The organism is Pseudoalteromonas sp. SCQQ13 (genome assembly GCF_015864415.1).
Classification (GTDB): domain Bacteria; phylum Pseudomonadota; class Gammaproteobacteria; order Enterobacterales; family Alteromonadaceae; genus Pseudoalteromonas; species Pseudoalteromonas nigrifaciens.
Window position 1 is genome coordinate 89,812 of record NZ_JADYXG010000006.1, and the last position, 16,417, is coordinate 106,228.

General features: G+C 39.5%; 16 protein-coding genes. 7 read left to right on the top strand and 9 right to left on the bottom strand.

The window, feature by feature from the left end; genetic code table 11:
* Positions 1-227: 227 nt before the first annotated feature.
* Genes I6F41_RS06755 through I6F41_RS06765 form a run of 3 tightly spaced genes read right to left on the bottom strand, consistent with a single transcriptional unit; the run spans position 228 to position 3,026 of the window.
* The gene (locus tag I6F41_RS06755) at positions 228-1,436 is read right to left on the bottom strand and encodes an ABC transporter permease (RefSeq protein WP_011328303.1); all 1,209 of its coding nucleotides are present in this window, start codon (positions 1,434-1,436) and stop codon (positions 228-230) included.
* Positions 1,429-2,217: an ABC transporter ATP-binding protein gene (locus I6F41_RS06760; protein WP_011328304.1), complete on the bottom strand. Its 789-nt coding sequence runs from the start codon at positions 2,215-2,217 to the stop codon at positions 1,429-1,431. The genes I6F41_RS06755 and I6F41_RS06760 overlap by 8 nt, the downstream gene beginning before the upstream one ends.
* Positions 2,214-3,026: a DUF3025 domain-containing protein gene (locus I6F41_RS06765; RefSeq protein WP_011328305.1), complete on the bottom strand. Its 813-nt coding sequence runs from the start codon at positions 3,024-3,026 to the stop codon at positions 2,214-2,216. Before I6F41_RS06765 ends, I6F41_RS06760 begins: the two co-directional genes overlap by 4 nt.
* A gap of 116 nt (positions 3,027-3,142) precedes the next feature.
* Here I6F41_RS06765 and I6F41_RS06770 point away from each other — a divergent pair, with 116 nt between their 5' ends.
* A complete protein-coding gene (locus I6F41_RS06770; protein ID WP_089368342.1) occupies positions 3,143-4,768 on the top strand; it encodes a M28 family metallopeptidase in 1,626 nt (541 codons plus the stop codon).
* A gap of 121 nt (positions 4,769-4,889) precedes the next feature.
* Entirely contained in the window at positions 4,890-6,062 is a 1,173-nt protein-coding gene (locus tag I6F41_RS06775) for a putative manganese transporter (protein WP_197107981.1), read from the top strand.
* A 76-nt stretch (positions 6,063-6,138) separates the two neighbouring features.
* Here I6F41_RS06775 and I6F41_RS06780 read toward each other — a convergent pair whose 3' ends face one another.
* The 6 genes from I6F41_RS06780 to seqA form a co-directional block, all read right to left on the bottom strand.
* Positions 6,139-7,713, bottom strand: a complete 1,575-nt coding sequence (locus I6F41_RS06780) for a dihydrolipoyllysine-residue acetyltransferase (protein ID WP_197107982.1) — start codon at positions 7,711-7,713, stop codon at positions 6,139-6,141.
* Between the two features lie 8 nt (positions 7,714-7,721).
* The gene (locus I6F41_RS06785) at positions 7,722-8,699 is read right to left on the bottom strand and encodes an alpha-ketoacid dehydrogenase subunit beta (RefSeq protein WP_011328309.1); all 978 of its coding nucleotides are present in this window, start codon (positions 8,697-8,699) and stop codon (positions 7,722-7,724) included.
* The gene (locus tag I6F41_RS06790; protein ID WP_011328310.1) at positions 8,699-9,913 is read right to left on the bottom strand and encodes a thiamine pyrophosphate-dependent dehydrogenase E1 component subunit alpha; all 1,215 of its coding nucleotides are present in this window, start codon (positions 9,911-9,913) and stop codon (positions 8,699-8,701) included. The genes I6F41_RS06785 and I6F41_RS06790 overlap by 1 nt, the downstream gene beginning before the upstream one ends.
* Positions 9,914-10,177: 264 nt before the next feature.
* Complete coding sequence (gene astE / locus I6F41_RS06795) at positions 10,178-11,233, bottom strand: succinylglutamate desuccinylase (protein WP_197107983.1); 1,056 nt, start codon at positions 11,231-11,233, stop codon at positions 10,178-10,180.
* 97 nt (positions 11,234-11,330) lie between these two features.
* The gene (gene pgm / locus I6F41_RS06800; RefSeq protein WP_011328312.1) at positions 11,331-12,968 is read right to left on the bottom strand and encodes a phosphoglucomutase (alpha-D-glucose-1,6-bisphosphate-dependent); all 1,638 of its coding nucleotides are present in this window, start codon (positions 12,966-12,968) and stop codon (positions 11,331-11,333) included.
* A gap of 9 nt (positions 12,969-12,977) precedes the next feature.
* The gene (seqA, locus tag I6F41_RS06805) at positions 12,978-13,571 is read right to left on the bottom strand and encodes a replication initiation negative regulator SeqA (RefSeq protein ID WP_089368346.1); all 594 of its coding nucleotides are present in this window, start codon (positions 13,569-13,571) and stop codon (positions 12,978-12,980) included.
* 263 nt (positions 13,572-13,834) lie between these two features.
* Here seqA and I6F41_RS06810 point away from each other — a divergent pair, with 263 nt between their 5' ends.
* From I6F41_RS06810 to fur, 5 genes are all read left to right on the top strand, one after another.
* Entirely contained in the window at positions 13,835-14,602 is a 768-nt protein-coding gene (locus tag I6F41_RS06810; RefSeq protein WP_086994251.1) for an alpha/beta fold hydrolase, read from the top strand.
* Between the two features lie 95 nt (positions 14,603-14,697).
* The gene (locus I6F41_RS06815; RefSeq protein WP_011328315.1) at positions 14,698-14,919 is read left to right on the top strand and encodes a DUF2788 domain-containing protein; all 222 of its coding nucleotides are present in this window, start codon (positions 14,698-14,700) and stop codon (positions 14,917-14,919) included.
* A gap of 2 nt (positions 14,920-14,921) precedes the next feature.
* The gene (ybfE, locus tag I6F41_RS06820) at positions 14,922-15,200 is read left to right on the top strand and encodes a LexA regulated protein (protein WP_011328316.1); all 279 of its coding nucleotides are present in this window, start codon (positions 14,922-14,924) and stop codon (positions 15,198-15,200) included.
* Between the two features lie 12 nt (positions 15,201-15,212).
* Positions 15,213-15,740 (top strand): flavodoxin FldA, encoded by a 528-nt coding sequence (fldA, locus tag I6F41_RS06825; protein ID WP_011328317.1) that lies wholly within the window; start codon positions 15,213-15,215, stop codon positions 15,738-15,740.
* A gap of 196 nt (positions 15,741-15,936) precedes the next feature.
* Positions 15,937-16,380, top strand: a complete 444-nt coding sequence (fur, locus tag I6F41_RS06830) for a ferric iron uptake transcriptional regulator (RefSeq protein WP_011328319.1) — start codon at positions 15,937-15,939, stop codon at positions 16,378-16,380.
* Positions 16,381-16,417 lie beyond the last annotated feature (37 nt).

The following is a 16,417-nucleotide window of genomic DNA, read 5'->3' on the forward strand; positions in this document are numbered from 1 at the left end:
ACTATTACCTACACTATAGTACTTACATAAGTAGTCTAGATTGAGAAACAATAAACCTCAAAATTAATTACTTACCTCTTTTATTTGCAATAAAGAGTGCCAAATTATGAAGTGTATTCTACCACTACCATTGCTCTTAATGAAATAAACTAAACGCTATTTATATTTGTTTATAAATGAAAAAGGCAGCGAGTGCTGCCTTCAAAACTTAAAGCTTTGTCTATTAACTATCTAAATAACACATCTTCGCGGTTAAACCATTTAACGCAAAAAGCTAATAAAATACCGGCAATAATAGCTGTAGCTAAAAATATTAGCCCTATTAGCGTGTAATCTACTGTGCCTTTAACTATTTCTTTTATTGCTAACGCTACATTAGTGACAGGAATAAACGCTGTTTTAACAGTGAGTTCCACATTTGGCATTAAGGCAATTATTACCGGAAAAATAACGCCCAGAGATAACGGTGTCATGTAGTTTTGCGCTTCTTTAAAGGTACGTGCGTAAATTGAAATAGCTAACGCTAGCGCAGAAAATATAGCCGCCAGTGGTAACAGTAATACAAAAATCATTAATAAATCAGAAACGGCTAAGCTACTAAATGCAACTTTAATAAATTCAAGATCCGCAAAAGTAATCGCCAAGGCTATCCACACTCCCATACTCAGCACAGTAATGGTTGTAGAGGCAATCGAAGTAGTTAAAAGGGTAATAAATTTACCTAAAACAAGTTGCGTACGGGTGATAGGTGTTAACAATAATGTCTCTAGGGTGCCACGTTCTTTTTCGCCTGCCCCTAAGTCAATGGCAGGATAAGTTGCTCCCATTAATACTAAAGGCACTAATAAATACGGTAAAAACCCACCTATTTTTTCACCTAAGTTTTCACGTTTATCGGCGGTATCTACTTTTACAACTTCAATTGGTTCAAGTATTGCTTTTTGCGTTGCTTCGTCAATGCCAAAACTAAGCAGCTTTTGTACTTGTAACGCATCGCTGTATTCTTGCGCTAGCTCTTTCACCCGCTGAAACAAAAAGTTAATAGACTTAGCGTCGTTAAACACTACCTGCCATTTGCTTTGCTGTGCATTATTTAACGTTTGCTGTGCATTGCTTGGTAAATAAATGCCCATATCAATATCGCCAGCAATCACTGCGGCTTTAAGCTGTGCAACACTATTAAAGGTTTTAGTGCCTTTATACTGCTCAAAACTTTTATGGTAAAACACTTTGTCGGTAAACTCTGGCGCATAGTCGCCGTTTACAATAGCGTAGGTATTTACTTTTTGCTCTGCATCCATAGCTGCTTGTGCGCTAATAAAGGCAACAACGGCAAAAATAAGTGGGAACACTGCAACTGGCACAGCCACTACAAATATGAGCGTTTTTTTATCGCGTAGTAACTCTCTTAATTCCTTTTTAAATACTTCAAACATCACGTTTCTCCGTTAATATGTTCATAAACGCTTGGTTAAGTTCTTCACTGTTACCTGTTTGTTTAAACTCTTCTACAGTGCCATCAAAACAGCTTACGCCTTCGTTAATCACTGCTACGCGGTCGCACAGTAAAGCAACTTCATCTAGGTGGTGCGTTGAAAAAACAACCGGTGTGCCTTGCGCTTTTAAACCTTTTATAAAGTTAATTACCGTTTGTGTGGTCATAATATCTAACCCGGTCGTTGGCTCATCTAAAACCACTACAGCAGGATAATGCACTACTGCGCGGGCAATATTGGCTTTTTGTTTCATTCCGGTTGAGAGGTTTTCTGCACGCTTATCTATAAATTTATGCATATCGAGCAAGGTAAATAGCTCTTCGCAGCGTGTTGCAATATCTTTTTTGCTCATGCCATGGAGTTTTGCAAAATATTCGATGTTTTCTTTTACAGTTAAACGCCCGTATAAGCCGGTTGAACCCGATAAAAACCCAATTGATTTACGCCCCAGCAATGGCTTTTTTATTATGTCGTTACCGGCAATGGTAATACTGCCTGCATCGGGTTTTAAGGCAGTCGAGATCATTCTTAACGTGGTGGTTTTACCTGCGCCATTTGGTCCTAGCAGTCCAAGTACTTCGCCTTTTGCACAACGAAAGCTAACATCTCTAACTGAATGAAAATAATCTTTATCTTCGCGCGGGTCTATTTCGTCTACTTTGTTTTTTTTATGATCTTTAGTTAGCTTAAATTTCTTTTTAAGGCCAATAACTTCTATCATGTTCGTATCCTTCGTTTTTCTCTAAAGTAATCCGTATTATTATAAAATGTGTCGTCGGTGTTGTCCTCATGCCACCCCGGAACACCTAGTAGTGGTAAAGGTGAAAGGAGTTTATTGTCGGCTAAACACTGATCGGTTTTTATCATCTCATAAAGTCTTTGATCTAGGTACTGGTATTGGGTAACTAAATCTTTACAAAATATTTCATCGGGTACAGTTACAAACAACGCTTTACCCGTTAAACCAATATAGGGTTTAGTTAGCATTTCGTAATTTGCATGGCCAAACATAAATGGTTTGATGGTTTTTCCCCACTGCGCTCTATGCTCAACAAACGCTGTTTTCCATTGATGATCGCGCAACCACTGTTGCCATTGGGTATTGCTAATAGCCAGTACAACACCGCATTCGTCAAATAAGGTTAGGGCATTGCGATGTTTGGTACGCTGCTTTGTGCCATGTACTGCAATATCTGCTACGTGGCGTTGATTAATGAGCGCTTTGGTTTTAGGAAATAAACACCAAATAAAGCCACCAAATAAGTCGTGCCAATTTTCAGTACGCGTAGGCACCTGCCCTGTTTCAAAAATAACTTGCTCGTAATAACGCTCAGCAAAATCTATTTTTGCATCATCGACAAAGCTAATAGCCAAGTTATTGGCATTAATTGCGTTTAAGTGTGGGCTAAACCAGCTAGGCAGAGGCCAATTTTTTTGCTCATGTATATTAAACAACGTGCGCAAATGCTCAAAAGCGCCGCTTTGTAAGCAGCTTGGCTGAAATTCTTCTGGGGGAGTAAAACGCTTCATTATTATTTGTACTTACTAGTTTATACCTTAAATTTTGTAACAGTTTACCGCAAAAACTGGTTCTAATTAATAGAACTTCATATACTGGGTTATCTTAAAACAAAAATAGAGCCAATATGAAACGTTATTTCTCTCTTACCCTTATCACTGCTGCCGTATTAGCGGGCTGCGCTACAACAAGTATTACCTCCGATGATGTAACTAAGGGCTACAACAGTATTCAAGCTGATGAAATTGCTAAGCATGTAAAAGTGTTAGCATCGGATGAATTTGGTGGCCGTGCCCCTTCATCGCCAGGCGAAAAGCTAACGCTTGATTACCTAACAGCGCAATTTAAAGCCTTGGGTTTAAAGCCCGGTAATGGCAATAGCTTTTTACAAGAAGTTCCGCTGGTTTCGCTTGAAGCAGACTCAGACATGGTATTAAAAATTGGTGGTAAAAACTACCAATACAAAACAGACATGGTAATGGGCAGTAGTCGCATTAGCGAAAACCAAGCAATTGAAAACTCTGAGCTAGTATTTGTTGGTTACGGCGTTAATGCACCAGAGTATAACTGGAACGATTACGAAGGCTTAGATGTTAAAGGCAAAACGGTAGTAATGCTGGTAAACGATCCGGGCTTTGCAACTAAAAACCCTGATTTATTCACTGGCGATGCCATGACCTATTATGGCCGTTGGACTTATAAATACGAAGAAGCGAGTCGTCAAGGTGCAGCGGGCGCAATTATTATTCACGAAACAGCACCAGCTTCATACCCTTGGTCTGTAGTAGAAAACTCGTGGAGTGGTGAGCAGTTTGGTTTTCAAAAAGAAAACAACAATATGGACCGTGTAGCCGTTGAAGGCTGGGTAACAACAGACGTAGCCAAAGAGCTGTTTAATAAAGCAGGGCTTGATTTTGATACACTAAAAGCCAATGCTGCAAAAGGCGCTTACCACGTTGATATGGGCGATTTGACTGCCTCTATAAAGATAAAAAACACCATTAAAAAGTCTATCTCGTATAACTTTATTGCCACTTTACCGGGCAGTGAAAAACCAGATGAACATGTTATTTATTCTGCACATTGGGATCACTTAGGCACTGATAAAAACCGCAAAGGGGATCAAATTTTTAATGGCGCGCACGATAATGCTACCGGTACGGCTGGTTTAATTGAAGTGGCTGAAGCCTTTACTAAATTACCTAAGCACCCTAGCCGTTCAATGACCTTTTTAGCGGTAACCGCTGAAGAGCAAGGCTTATTAGGATCAAAATATTATGCAGCTAACCCTGTTATTGCTGCCAATAAAACCGTTGCTAACATTAATATGGACAGCTTAAATTTATTAGGCAAAGTAAAAGATATTAGCGTGGTAGGTATTGGTAAATCACAAATGGATGATTTATTAACAACGGTTGCGCTTGAGCAAGGCAGAACAATATCTGGCGATCCTAATCCTTCTTCGGGTGGTTACTATCGCTCTGATCACTTTGCTTTTGCAAACATGGGCATTCCAGCCATGTACGCAGGTGGTGGCACGCAAGCCTTTGACGAAGAAACTGCAAACTACCGTAAGCGTATGAGCTTAGTACTGCGCGGTTGTTATCATCAACCATGCGATCGCTACCGTGATGAATGGGATTTATCGGGCGCGGTGCAAGACCTACAATTATTTTATAAAGTAGGTTTTAATATTTCTGAGCAAGAGCAATGGCCAACGTGGAACACTAACTCTGAGTTCCAACGTAAGTAATTTAATCTTATCTAATCGAAAAACTCAAATAGAGTAATCGATATAATTGCGCTCAAATGATATTGATTATCATTTGAGCGCAATGTAAAGTGTAGCTTAGTTACTTACTAGGCCACACTTTATGCAATTACTCTCACATAGTGGATTTATAACAGCCAATTCAAAACGCTTTATGGGTCAAAACAAACGCTTATTATTACCACTCTTTATATTAGTGTGTTTAGCCCTACCTAATTTACGCGCTATTACTATTACTGCACTCAGTGACGCATTTTTTCAGGTCAGTGTTTTTGTAGCAGCTACCTTACTAATTTACTACTATGCCATAGCACGTTTACCACAATTAGAGCTTAGTTATTTAAGCGCTAAGTCGCCTATTTTAGAAGTTGCTTTTGCATCTATACTAGGTGCATTACCAGGCTGTGGTGGTGCAATTATTGTTGTTACCCAATTTACAAAAGGCCAAGCCAGTTTTGGCGCTATTGTCGCGGTTTTAGCTGCAACAATGGGTGATGCGGCATTTTTACTACTTGCTACTCGCCCTACCGAAGGAGTAATTATTATGGGTATTGGCTTGGTTGTAGGAACTTTAAGCGGGTTGATAGTAAATGCTATTCATAAAAAAGACTTTTTGCGACCACTCCCACAACAGCATAAACAACAGGTTATACAGCTACCAACAGCTATTATTAAAATATCTAAGCCGGTATGGATGGTTGCTATTGTTCCAAGCTTAATTATTGCTTTGTTAATTGCGTTTAATGTTGATTTTAACAAGTGGGATACTAATATACCTAACATTATTAGCTCTTTTGGCGCTGCAATGGCACTGTTTATTGTCAGTATTTGGGCGTATTCGTCTAAAGGAGAGAGCTATAAAGAAGTCACCGCAGAAGACGATGCATGTAAGCGTAATCCTCCCTCTAATATTACCAAGGTATTACAAGACACTCACTTTGTAACTGCGTGGGTCGTTGCGTCATTTATGTTATTTGAAATATTAGTAAATGTGGCAGGACTTGATTTAAAAGCATGGTTTTTACACTATGCGTATTTAGCACCACTTATAGCGGTATTAATCGGTTTTTTACCCGGTTGCGGGCCACAAATAATTGTTACCACTTTGTACATTCAAGGTATTATTCCATTTAGTGCTTTAACTGCAAATGCTATTTCTAACGATGGCGATGCGCTGTTTCCTGCCATAGCAATGGCACCAAAAGCCGCGCTCATAGCAACTTTTTATACTGCAATACCGGCTTTAGCCGTGGGTTATGGTTTATATTTTTGGTGAGTAAATAATACTTTTAAATACAGTAAACAAAAAACCAGCCGAAGCTGGTTTTTTTAATAACAATAAGCGCGTATGTTTAGCTCATCGCCATCATCATTACCGATGGGTTTTCTAAGTACGATTTCCAAAGGTTATTAAAACGAGCAATAGTGCCGCCATCAATCACGCGATGATCGCCAGACCAGCTCACCTGCATTATAGCTTTGCTTACCACTTGGCCGTTTTCATCAAAACGCGGTAAGTGCTGTAATTTACCCAAAGCAACAATAGCCACCTCTGGTTTATTAATAATAGGCGTCGCAATAGTGCCGCCAATTGCACCAATATTTGAAATACTAATAGTACCGCCTTTCAAATCATCTGGCGCAACACGACCTTCTCGCGCTGAGTCGGTTAAACGGGTTAAATCGTTTGCAACTTCTACAATACTTTTGCTCTGACACGATTTAATATTAGGCACTAATAAACCTATTTTTGAGTCAACTGCAATTCCAATATTATGATCGTTATAATAGGTAAGCTCGCTGCACTCATCATTTACTTTAGAGTTAAGTACTGGGTACTCTTTCATTGCAAGCGATAATGCTTTAACAAAAAACGGCATCATGGTTAGTTTAATACCTTGCGCTTTATACTGCTCTTTTAAACTAGAGCGAAGCGCAATTAGCTTAGTTAAGTCTACTTCATCACTAAAGGTAAAGTGTGGAATGGTCGAAACCGACGCCACCATTTGTTTAGCCATTGCCGCTTTTATGCCTTTAATTGGCTCTACACGTGTACCACCTGAGTGTGTAGCTGATGTTCTTTGCTCATTGCCACTGTGCAATGGTGAGGTATCGATAGTGTTAGGAACTTCGCCTTTTACAAACTCTTCTATGTCTTGTTTATAAATACGGCCATTTTTACCACTGCCCGGTACACAGGTTAAATCAACATCAAGCTCGCGTGCTTTACGACGAACCGCTGGCGATGCAACTGCTTTTTTATTCACAATTTTAGTTGTTTGCTCAGCTTTAATAGCCGCTGGTTTATCTGCTGCATTAGTTTGTGCTTTTACCACTGCTTGATTTATATCTGCATCGGCTTTAGCTGTGCGCCCTGCTACCGTCATTTGAAATAACGGGCTGTGCACTTTGGCTATTTCACCTTTTTGATAATACAGCTTATTTACAACACCAGTATATTTTGCCGGTATTTGTACCAAGGCTTTGTCTGTCATTACATCACAAACCGCTTGATCCTCAACTATTTCTTCACCTTCGGCAACTAACCAGTCAACAATTTCACACTCAACAATACCTTCGCCTATATCTGGCAAAATAAAATCTTCTAAGTGCTCGCTGCTATTATTACTGACAACCGTTTGAGTTGCTTTTTCAGGTGCTGCATCAGCTTCTTCGCTAACTGCTTCACCACTTACATTCATAGCAAATAATGGCCCATGAACCTTGGCAATTTCACCTTTTTGATAATAAAGCTTGGTAATAACCCCATCATGTACAGCGGGTATTTGCACTAATGCCTTGTCTGTCATTACATCACAAATAGGCTGATCTTCAGCCACAGTGTCACCTTCTGCTACAAGCCATTCAACAACTTCGCATTCAACTATGCCTTCACCAATATCGGGTAATATAAAATCTTTAGCCATGGTATCCCCTAAAAATCCATTGATTGTTTAATTGCGGCCAATACTTTTAATGCATCCGGTACATATTCTTTTTCAAGCGCTAACGGATACGGCGTATCTAAGCCACACACGCGCATAATTGGCGATTCTAAATGTAGGAAACATTCTTGACCAATGGTTGCCGCTATTTCTGCACCAAAGCCATTAGTAATTGGCGCTTCGTGGCTAACAATCAAGCGTCCAGTTTTAGTCACCGACTGTGCAATTGCCTCTACATCCCATGGTAAAATACTGCGTAAATCAATTACTTCACAGCTAATGCCTTGTTCACTTGCTTGTTTGGCGGCGTCTTCTATTATTTCCATTTGCGCGCCCCACGCAAGTAAGGTCACGTCTGTACCTTGCTGTACTACCTCGGCTTTTCCAAGCTCAATGGTGTAATCTTCTTCTGGCACTTCGCCGATTGATGCGCGGTATAAGCGTTTTGGTTCAAAAAACAATACCGGGTTGTCATCTTTGATTGCCGCGCGTAATAAGCCTTTTGCTTGGTACGGGTTACGTGGCACAATAACTTTTAAGCCTGGTGTATGTGCAAAGTAAGCCTCGGGTGATTGTGAATGATACAAGCCCCCTGCAATTCCGCCGCCGTAAGGTGTACGAATAGTTAAATTACCCACATTAAACTCATTACCACTGCGGTAGCGAAATTTAGCTGATTCATTGACTATTTGGTCAAAGGCTGGAAATATATAATCTGCAAACTGTATTTCTGCCAGCGCTGGAGCGCCAAAAGCGGCTAAACCATTCGCAAAACCTAAAATACCTTGCTCTGTAAGCGGGGTATTAAATACACGGTGTTTACCGTACTTTTCTTGTAAGCCTGAAGTTGCTCTAAATACACCACCAAAGTAACCCACATCTTCGCCAAAAATACAGGCTTGTGGATGCTCTGCCATAGTAATGTCAAGTGCAGAGTTAATTGCGTGTAGCATGTTCATTTTAGCCATTACTTAATTCTCCCTGCTGTAACTGGGTAGGCATCTGGATGCAGTTTTATATGCGCTTTTAGTTGCTCATATTGGCGTTGCAATGATGGAATTGGGGTATCGTAAACATCTGATATTAATTCTTCTAAAGCTGGCTTTGCCACTACTTCGGCACGTTTTAGCGCAGCTAAAATTTCTTCACGAATTGATTCTTTAGCTTTTACATCGTCGGCTTCGTTTAGCCAGTCTTGCTTAATTAGCCATTTTCTAAACTTGTCGATTGGGCATACTTGATGATTAGCTTCTTCATCTTTAGAGCGATAACCACTTGGATCGTCTGAGGTCGAATGCGCACCTAAGCGATAAGCAATTGATTCAATTAAAATTGGCTCGCCTGTGCTCACTGCAATTTCACGGGCTTTTTTAGTTGCCGCATACACTGCAAGGGCATCTGTGCCATCAACACGAATTGTTTTAATACCGTAACCAACGCCACGAGAAGCAATGCCGTCACCTTTAAACTGCTCATCTGCAGGGGTCGAAATAGCATAACCATTATTACGGGCAAAAAATATTACCGGCGCTTGATGCACTGCAGCCATATTTACACCGGCATGAAAGTCCCCTTCAGACGCTGCGCCTTCACCAAAATAACAAATAGTGATGTTATCTATAGTGCTGGCAAGCTCACCTGTTTTAGCATCTATATGTTTAATTTTTTGACCATAAGCGTAGCCAGTCGCTTGTGGAATTTGTGTTCCTAATGGCGATGATATGGTCATATAGTTTAATGCTTTAGAACCATAATGAATCGGCATTTGGCGGCCTTTGCCTAAATCCAGTTCATTAGAAAACATTTGGTTCATAAACTGATCAAGCGTAAAACCACGATAGTGAAGCGCCGCTTGTTCACGGTACTGAGCCATAATCATATCATTTTGATCAAGCGCAGCTGCAGAGGCTGTTACTGCAGCTTCTTCACCTAAACATTGCATATAAAAGCTAATGCGGCCTTGGCGCTGTGCACCTTGCATGCGCTCATCTAACAAACGTATAAAGCGCATGGTTTCGTATAATTTAATTGCGGTATGTTTTGAAATGTCGGGTGCGGTTGCACCTGGATGAATCTCGCCGTCCTCAGTTAAAATACTAAGGGTTGGAATAGTTAACGCATTGCCATCGATAAACTCAAGCTTATGGTTAATATTCAGCGATACGTTATTTGGATTACTCATAACCTACCTTCTTTTGTTGTCGATAAAACAGTGCCCATTAAATTATTATTGTGGGTTGATTGCTGCGAATAAACTTTGCAACATCTGCACTGTCTTTAATTAAAGCTGCCGACACTTTACGTTAACGTAAAGTGTTATTCAACAAATCTGTGACGAAACAAAACTAAATAGTGAGTATAAAAATGGCAAGTTAACTATACAGATATTTTACTATTTATTAATCATATAGTTAACTTATTACAACAAGTGGTCTGATCAGCTATTTTAAATAAAATTACTGTCTATCGCCATTGGCACAACGGTTAACAGCGCTCGCTGCCCGATAGCTACGTTTGCATTGGGGAAAATAATCGCCTCTCCTTGCACGTCGGCGTAGTAAGGTGTATCGCCATCAGTAGCTAACAACTCACCCTTGGCAAAACCTGTGAAGTTTTCGGCCTGATCTGAAAATGGAAAACTAAATTCATTCTGCGTTCTATTTATGGTGCGGTGCACAGTAAACAACTCGAATTCATCTGCATTAAATTCTGGATATTCAACCTTATCTTGGCTAATTAATGCAGTGAGTGTTTGTTTGGTTTTTGTAAAGCGGCTCATGTCATTCTCACCAAAGGGCTTAACTTGGCCAAGCTCGACCGTAAACGAATCGGCACCATGCACATATGATGAATAATAACTAAAGGTGGTTGCTGGGGATTTCATCATTAATACGGTATTTACCCCACAACTTAATAAAAACTGTAATTGCGACTTTTTCCACGGTTTACCATGTAAATAGGGATACACTGCAAACTTTTCGTTTTTAGAGCCACGAATTGCAGTATGTAAATCGTAATGGCAGCGGCTGCTACCTTGCTCGCCTCGGCTAAAAAAGTCACTTACGTACTGCTCTAATTTGGCTGCACGGGTACGTTCGTTATTCATTGGTACGCCGTCTACACTATGGTGGCCATTAAACAACCTGTTAAGGTTTTCTTCTACAAAACGCAAACCAATATTAATTGATTGCGGATTACCAAAAATAAATAAAGCGCGCTGCTTTAAGAGCAGCTCACCGGCGATTATTTGTTTAATTAATTCGTCGCATATTTCGATTGGTGCGGTTTCGTTTCCGTGCACTGCACTTGAGTACACTACGTCTTTGCTTGAAACAGTGGCCGGTTGAAACTCTATAACACCGGTATCATGAATAGTAACTACGGTGCCATTATTAAGGGTGAACTCCCCTGCGGCTAAGTGCCATTCGTTATTGCGGCTTAGCGTTAAAAAGTCGCCAGTTTGTTTTAATTCTTCGATGTAATCTGGAGTAGTGGCTGACATATGGATAAAAGCCCTTTGTAAAATTGAAATTATTATTATGCAATTAAAAACAAAAACGGCTGATTAAATCAGCCGTTTTTAAGTAATATAAGCGATATTAGCTAATAACTGAGTCTACTAGCTTTTTAGCTTCTTTTTCAAGTAGTGCTAAATGCGCTTCACCTTTAAACGACTCAAGGTAAATTTTGTATATATCTTCAGTACCCGATGGACGCGCTGCAAACCAACCACTTTCGGTAACTACTTTTAAACCACCAATTGGCGCATTATTACCTGGCGCATGGGTTAGCTTTTGTAAAATAGGTTCACCTGCGAGTGTATCGGCTTTAACGTCGTCGGCACTGAGGGCTTTTAAACGCGATTTTTGCGTGCTTGTAGCCGGTGCGTCTATACGTTTATAAAGCGGCGAGCCAAATTCTTGCTCTAACTCTTTATAAAGAGCAGACGGTGTTTTACCGGTAACAGCAAGTATTTCGGCCGCTAATAAGCCCATAATAAAGCCATCTTTGTCGGTACACCAAACACTGCCATCAAAACGTAAAAATGCGGCGCCAGCACTTTCTTCGCCGCCAAAGGCTAACTTACCTTTATTTAACCCTTCAACAAACCATTTAAAGCCAACCGGTACTTCTTTTACTTTACGGCCATTACGCTCAGTAACTTTGTCGATCATGGAGCTGGAAACTAACGTTTTGCCAATTTGCACATTTGCGTTCCAGTCTCGATTTTTAAGCAAATAATCAATCGCAACCGCTAAAAAGTGATTAGGGTTCATTAAACCATCTGGCGTTACTATGCCATGGCGGTCGTAATCTGGATCGTTACCAATGGCAATATCAAAATCATCTTTAAGCGCAATAAGGTTGGCCATTGAATAAGGTGATGAGCAATCCATACGAATTTTACCATCTTTATCAAGTGGCATAAATGCAAAACGAGGATCAACAACATCATTTACAACGCTAATGTCTAAATTATATTTTTTAGCGATAACCGGCCAAAAATTAATGCCTGAGCCGCCCAGCGGATCAACGCCAATTTTGATACCCGCTTCGCTAATCGCTTTTAAATTAACAATATTTTCTAGATCATTAATATACGGGGTCATTAAGTCTTGGTATTTAATAAACCCTGAGCGCGAGGCTTTAGCAAACGGAAATAATTCCACTTCAACTAAGTCCTCTAGTAATAACTGATTAGCTCTGTCTTCTATCCATTTAGTCACGTCGGTATCGGCAGGCCCGCCATCGGGTGGGTTGTATTTAAACCCGCCATCCTCTGGTGGGTTATGCGAAGGCGTAACTACAATACCGTCGGCTAATTCATTTGGGTGCAGCTTGTTGTAACTTACAATAGCGTGGCTAATTACAGGTGTTGGAGTAAAGTCACCATCGTCTTGGGTGATCACTTGCACTTCGTTGGCTACTAATACTTCTATTGCCGAATTAAAGGCCGCTTCACTTAAAGCGTGGGTGTCTTTTCCTAAAAATAACGGGCCAAAAATATCGTTTTGTTTTCTGTAGTCACAAATAGCTTGAGTAATAGAGAGTATGTGCGATTCGTTAAATTTAACATCGTAGGAGCAACCACGATGCCCTGATGTACCAAATGCAACACAATGCTCTGGATTCTGCTCAAGGTCTGGCTCATTTAAATAATACGCAGATACTAATTTAGGTACATTTATTAATACCGATTGTGGAGCTGGTTTGCCCGCACCTGGATGAATAGCCATAGTATTTCCTTACAGGTAGTCGCGAATTTTTTCAGCTTGTTCTGTGCTATAACCTAAACACAAAGCAACTTCATGAAGCATCATTTTTTTACGTGTAGTGTTAGAGTTTGTCATTACCCAGTACTCACTGTCGGTGATGTTTTTAGGGTTCATACTGCTACCACTATTAACTAAGTCTTCTTTGCTAGTAGCAAAGTAAACGCGATCACGGCCTTTGATATCTAATACGGCGCGAAAGTCAGTTTTATGGGTACGGTAAAATGCACTTAAAATAAATAAAAACCGACCCACAACGCCTTTCTGCATTGCCAACTCTTCTTTATTTAATACATTAAATACATTCGCATTTTTTTGCTGCACAGACTTCTCAGCTACTGCACTTGGCTTAGCAGCAAGCGCAGGTGTTTGCTCTGCTACAGGGGTAATTTTAGGCAAGGTAGTTGTTGTTTGATTATTTTGATTAAGCTCTACGTTTGCGGTCTGAATTTTTTCGCCGCTCAGATTTAATAAACGACGTAAAATAGTGGATGCGCTCTCACCAATACTTTGCGTATTGCTGGCAATATACTGATATAACTCGTCGTCTATGTCGATTTGTTTCATGTTCTTCCTGTCATTACGGCCACATTTTTCTTTCCGTGTGATTATACCCAAACCAGTTAGAAATGCGAGTTACAACAAACCCCGCTGTAAACATATATTTTAAATTACTTATGTGCGCTATTTAAATTACTATTTAGCACGATTAAATAGCTAAATATTGTTGATAAAACAGGCTACAGCCCAATATTATATTTTGTGACTGTATTTTTTGCTTTTTAAGCAAATGCTCGTCACACTATGGCGAATTTTACACTGAGGCTAATATGCAGTTAAATTATAAGCAACAAGGGCAAGGCCCACATGTTATTTTAATTCATGGGCTTTTTGGATCATTAGAGAACTTAAACGTGATCGCAAAACCCCTTAGTGAATTTTATACCGTAACCAATGTCGATTTACGTAACCATGGCAAATCGCCCCATAGCGATACAATGACTTATGCGGCAATGGCCCAAGATATTATTGAATTATTAACGCATTTGAACATAGATAAAGCGCACATTATAGGCCACTCTATGGGCGGAAAAGTAGCAATGGAATTGGCATTAACCCATCCAGAGCACGTTAATAAATTAATTGTGCTTGATATAGCACCTGTTAGTTACCCTGCTCGCCACACTAAAATTATTCAAGCGCTTAAAGCGGTTGCAAACGAATCTATTACAGATAGAAAGCATGCCGATGCAATTATGCAGCCTTTTATAGACGAGATGGGTGTGCGTCAGTTTTTATTAAAAAGTTTAGCTAAAAACGATGAAGGCAATTTTGCATGGCGGTTTAATTTATTGAGTCTTGATAAAAATTATTCGATAATTACCGACAATGTTAATGAAAACAATTCTTGTTTGTGCGACACTCTATTTATTAAAGGTAATGATTCTGACTATATATTAGCTGAGCATAGAGCGGCTATTAATGCGCGCTTTAGTAATGCCAGTGCCAAAATAATTCACGGTGCTGGCCACTGGTTGCATGCGCAAAAGCCATTAGCAGTGAATAAAGCAATAAATGACTTTTTAACTGCGATTTAAACTCATTTTAATCGCCTGTTTTTGATTTTGCGTACTAAAAAGTCGTATATTTATATGCTATAGTATGCGCCGTTTAATTTAAAGGTTACACGTTGATGGTCAGTCAGTTAATTAACGAATTTGATACCTTAGGGTTGTATTTTGGCTTAGCCGGTATTTTTATATTTATCGGTATGGCAATTAAAGACGTACTAAAAAGCGGCAATGTACCCAAGTTTGGTCGTTACATTGTTTGGGCTGTACTCTTTTTAGGGTGTTCTGGCTTTATTGCTAAAGGACTTATTCAAGTATTTTGGCAAGGCGCAGGTGTAGGTTAAGCATGGCCAAGTCAGAAACAGATAGAACAACGCTCGATTTATTTGAATACGAAAAACGCCCAGGCAGACCTAAAACCAATCCCCTTCCACGGGATATGCAGTTAAAGGTTAATAAACGTAATCAAATAAAAAGAGATAAAGCACGTGGTTTAAAGCGTGTTGAATTTAAAGTTTCTTCACAGTTATATCAGGCACTTAGTGATATGGCAGATGCACAAAATATTAGCCGCAGTGTGTTGATTGAAACAATTTTACAAGAAAGATTGGCTATTGATAGATAAAAGGTTTAATCCATGGCAAGTGTAGGCATTTTTTTCGGAAGTGACACAGGTAATACAGAACACGTAGCAAAAATGATCCAAAAAGAATTGGGTAAAAAGCTCGTAGCTGTACATGATATTGCAAAAAGCTCTAAAGAAGAGATTGCGGAATTTGATTTAATCTTATTTGGTATTCCTACTTGGTATTATGGCGAAGCGCAATGTGATTGGGATGATTTTTTTCCTGAGCTTGAAGAAGTAGACTTTGAAGGTAAGCTGGTTGCTATTTTTGGTTGTGGTGACCAAGAAGACTACGCAGAGTACTTTTTAGATGCAATGGGCATGATTAACGATATAGTTACTGAACGTGGTGCTATTGTGGTTGGTCATTGGCCAAGTGAAAGTTATAACTTTGAAGCATCTAAAGGTATTGCTGATGACAAACATTTTGTTGGTTTAGGTATCGATGAAGACCGTCAACCAGAACTCACTGAGCAGCGTGTTAAAGCCTGGTCTGCCCAAGTTTATGAAGAAATGTGTTTAAGCGAACTTGCTGATTAACTTTATTTTTTCTTGGTTTTTGCTTAAATTAGTAGCAATATATTAGTAAATGCGTTTTTATCGGTATTTATTAGCTTTGACCTTTGCACTTAGTAGCTAGGCACGTTACCCTTACCGGTTGATGTGTCGTGTACATCTATTCGTGTACATCCTTGCAAGGTGTCTAGTATAACCAAACAAAATTGAGACAGATTTAATGACTGATCATAATTTGGAATTAAAAAAAGCCGGTTTAAAGGTTACTTTACCGCGAATTAAGATTTTAGAGATTTTACAATCACCTGATAACCAGCATATTAGTGCTGAGGATGTTTATAAAATTCTTCTAGATTTGGGTGAAGAAATCGGTCTTGCAACTGTATATCGCGTACTTAATCAATTTGATGACGCTGGTATTGTTACTCGCCATCACTTTGAAGGTGGTAAATCAGTATTTGAACTTGCAACCAGCACTCACCATGACCACTTAGTATGTCTAAAATGTGGTAAAGTGGTTGAGTTTGAAGATGATGTTATTGAACGTCGCCAACTTGAAGTTGCTGAAAGAAATGGTATTAAATTAACCAATCATTCTTTATATTTGTATGGTGAATGCGAAGACAAAGAAGCGTGCAAAAATTTTGCTAATAATATAAGTTAAGCTTGTATTATAAACAAAAAAAACCTGCTTAATGCAG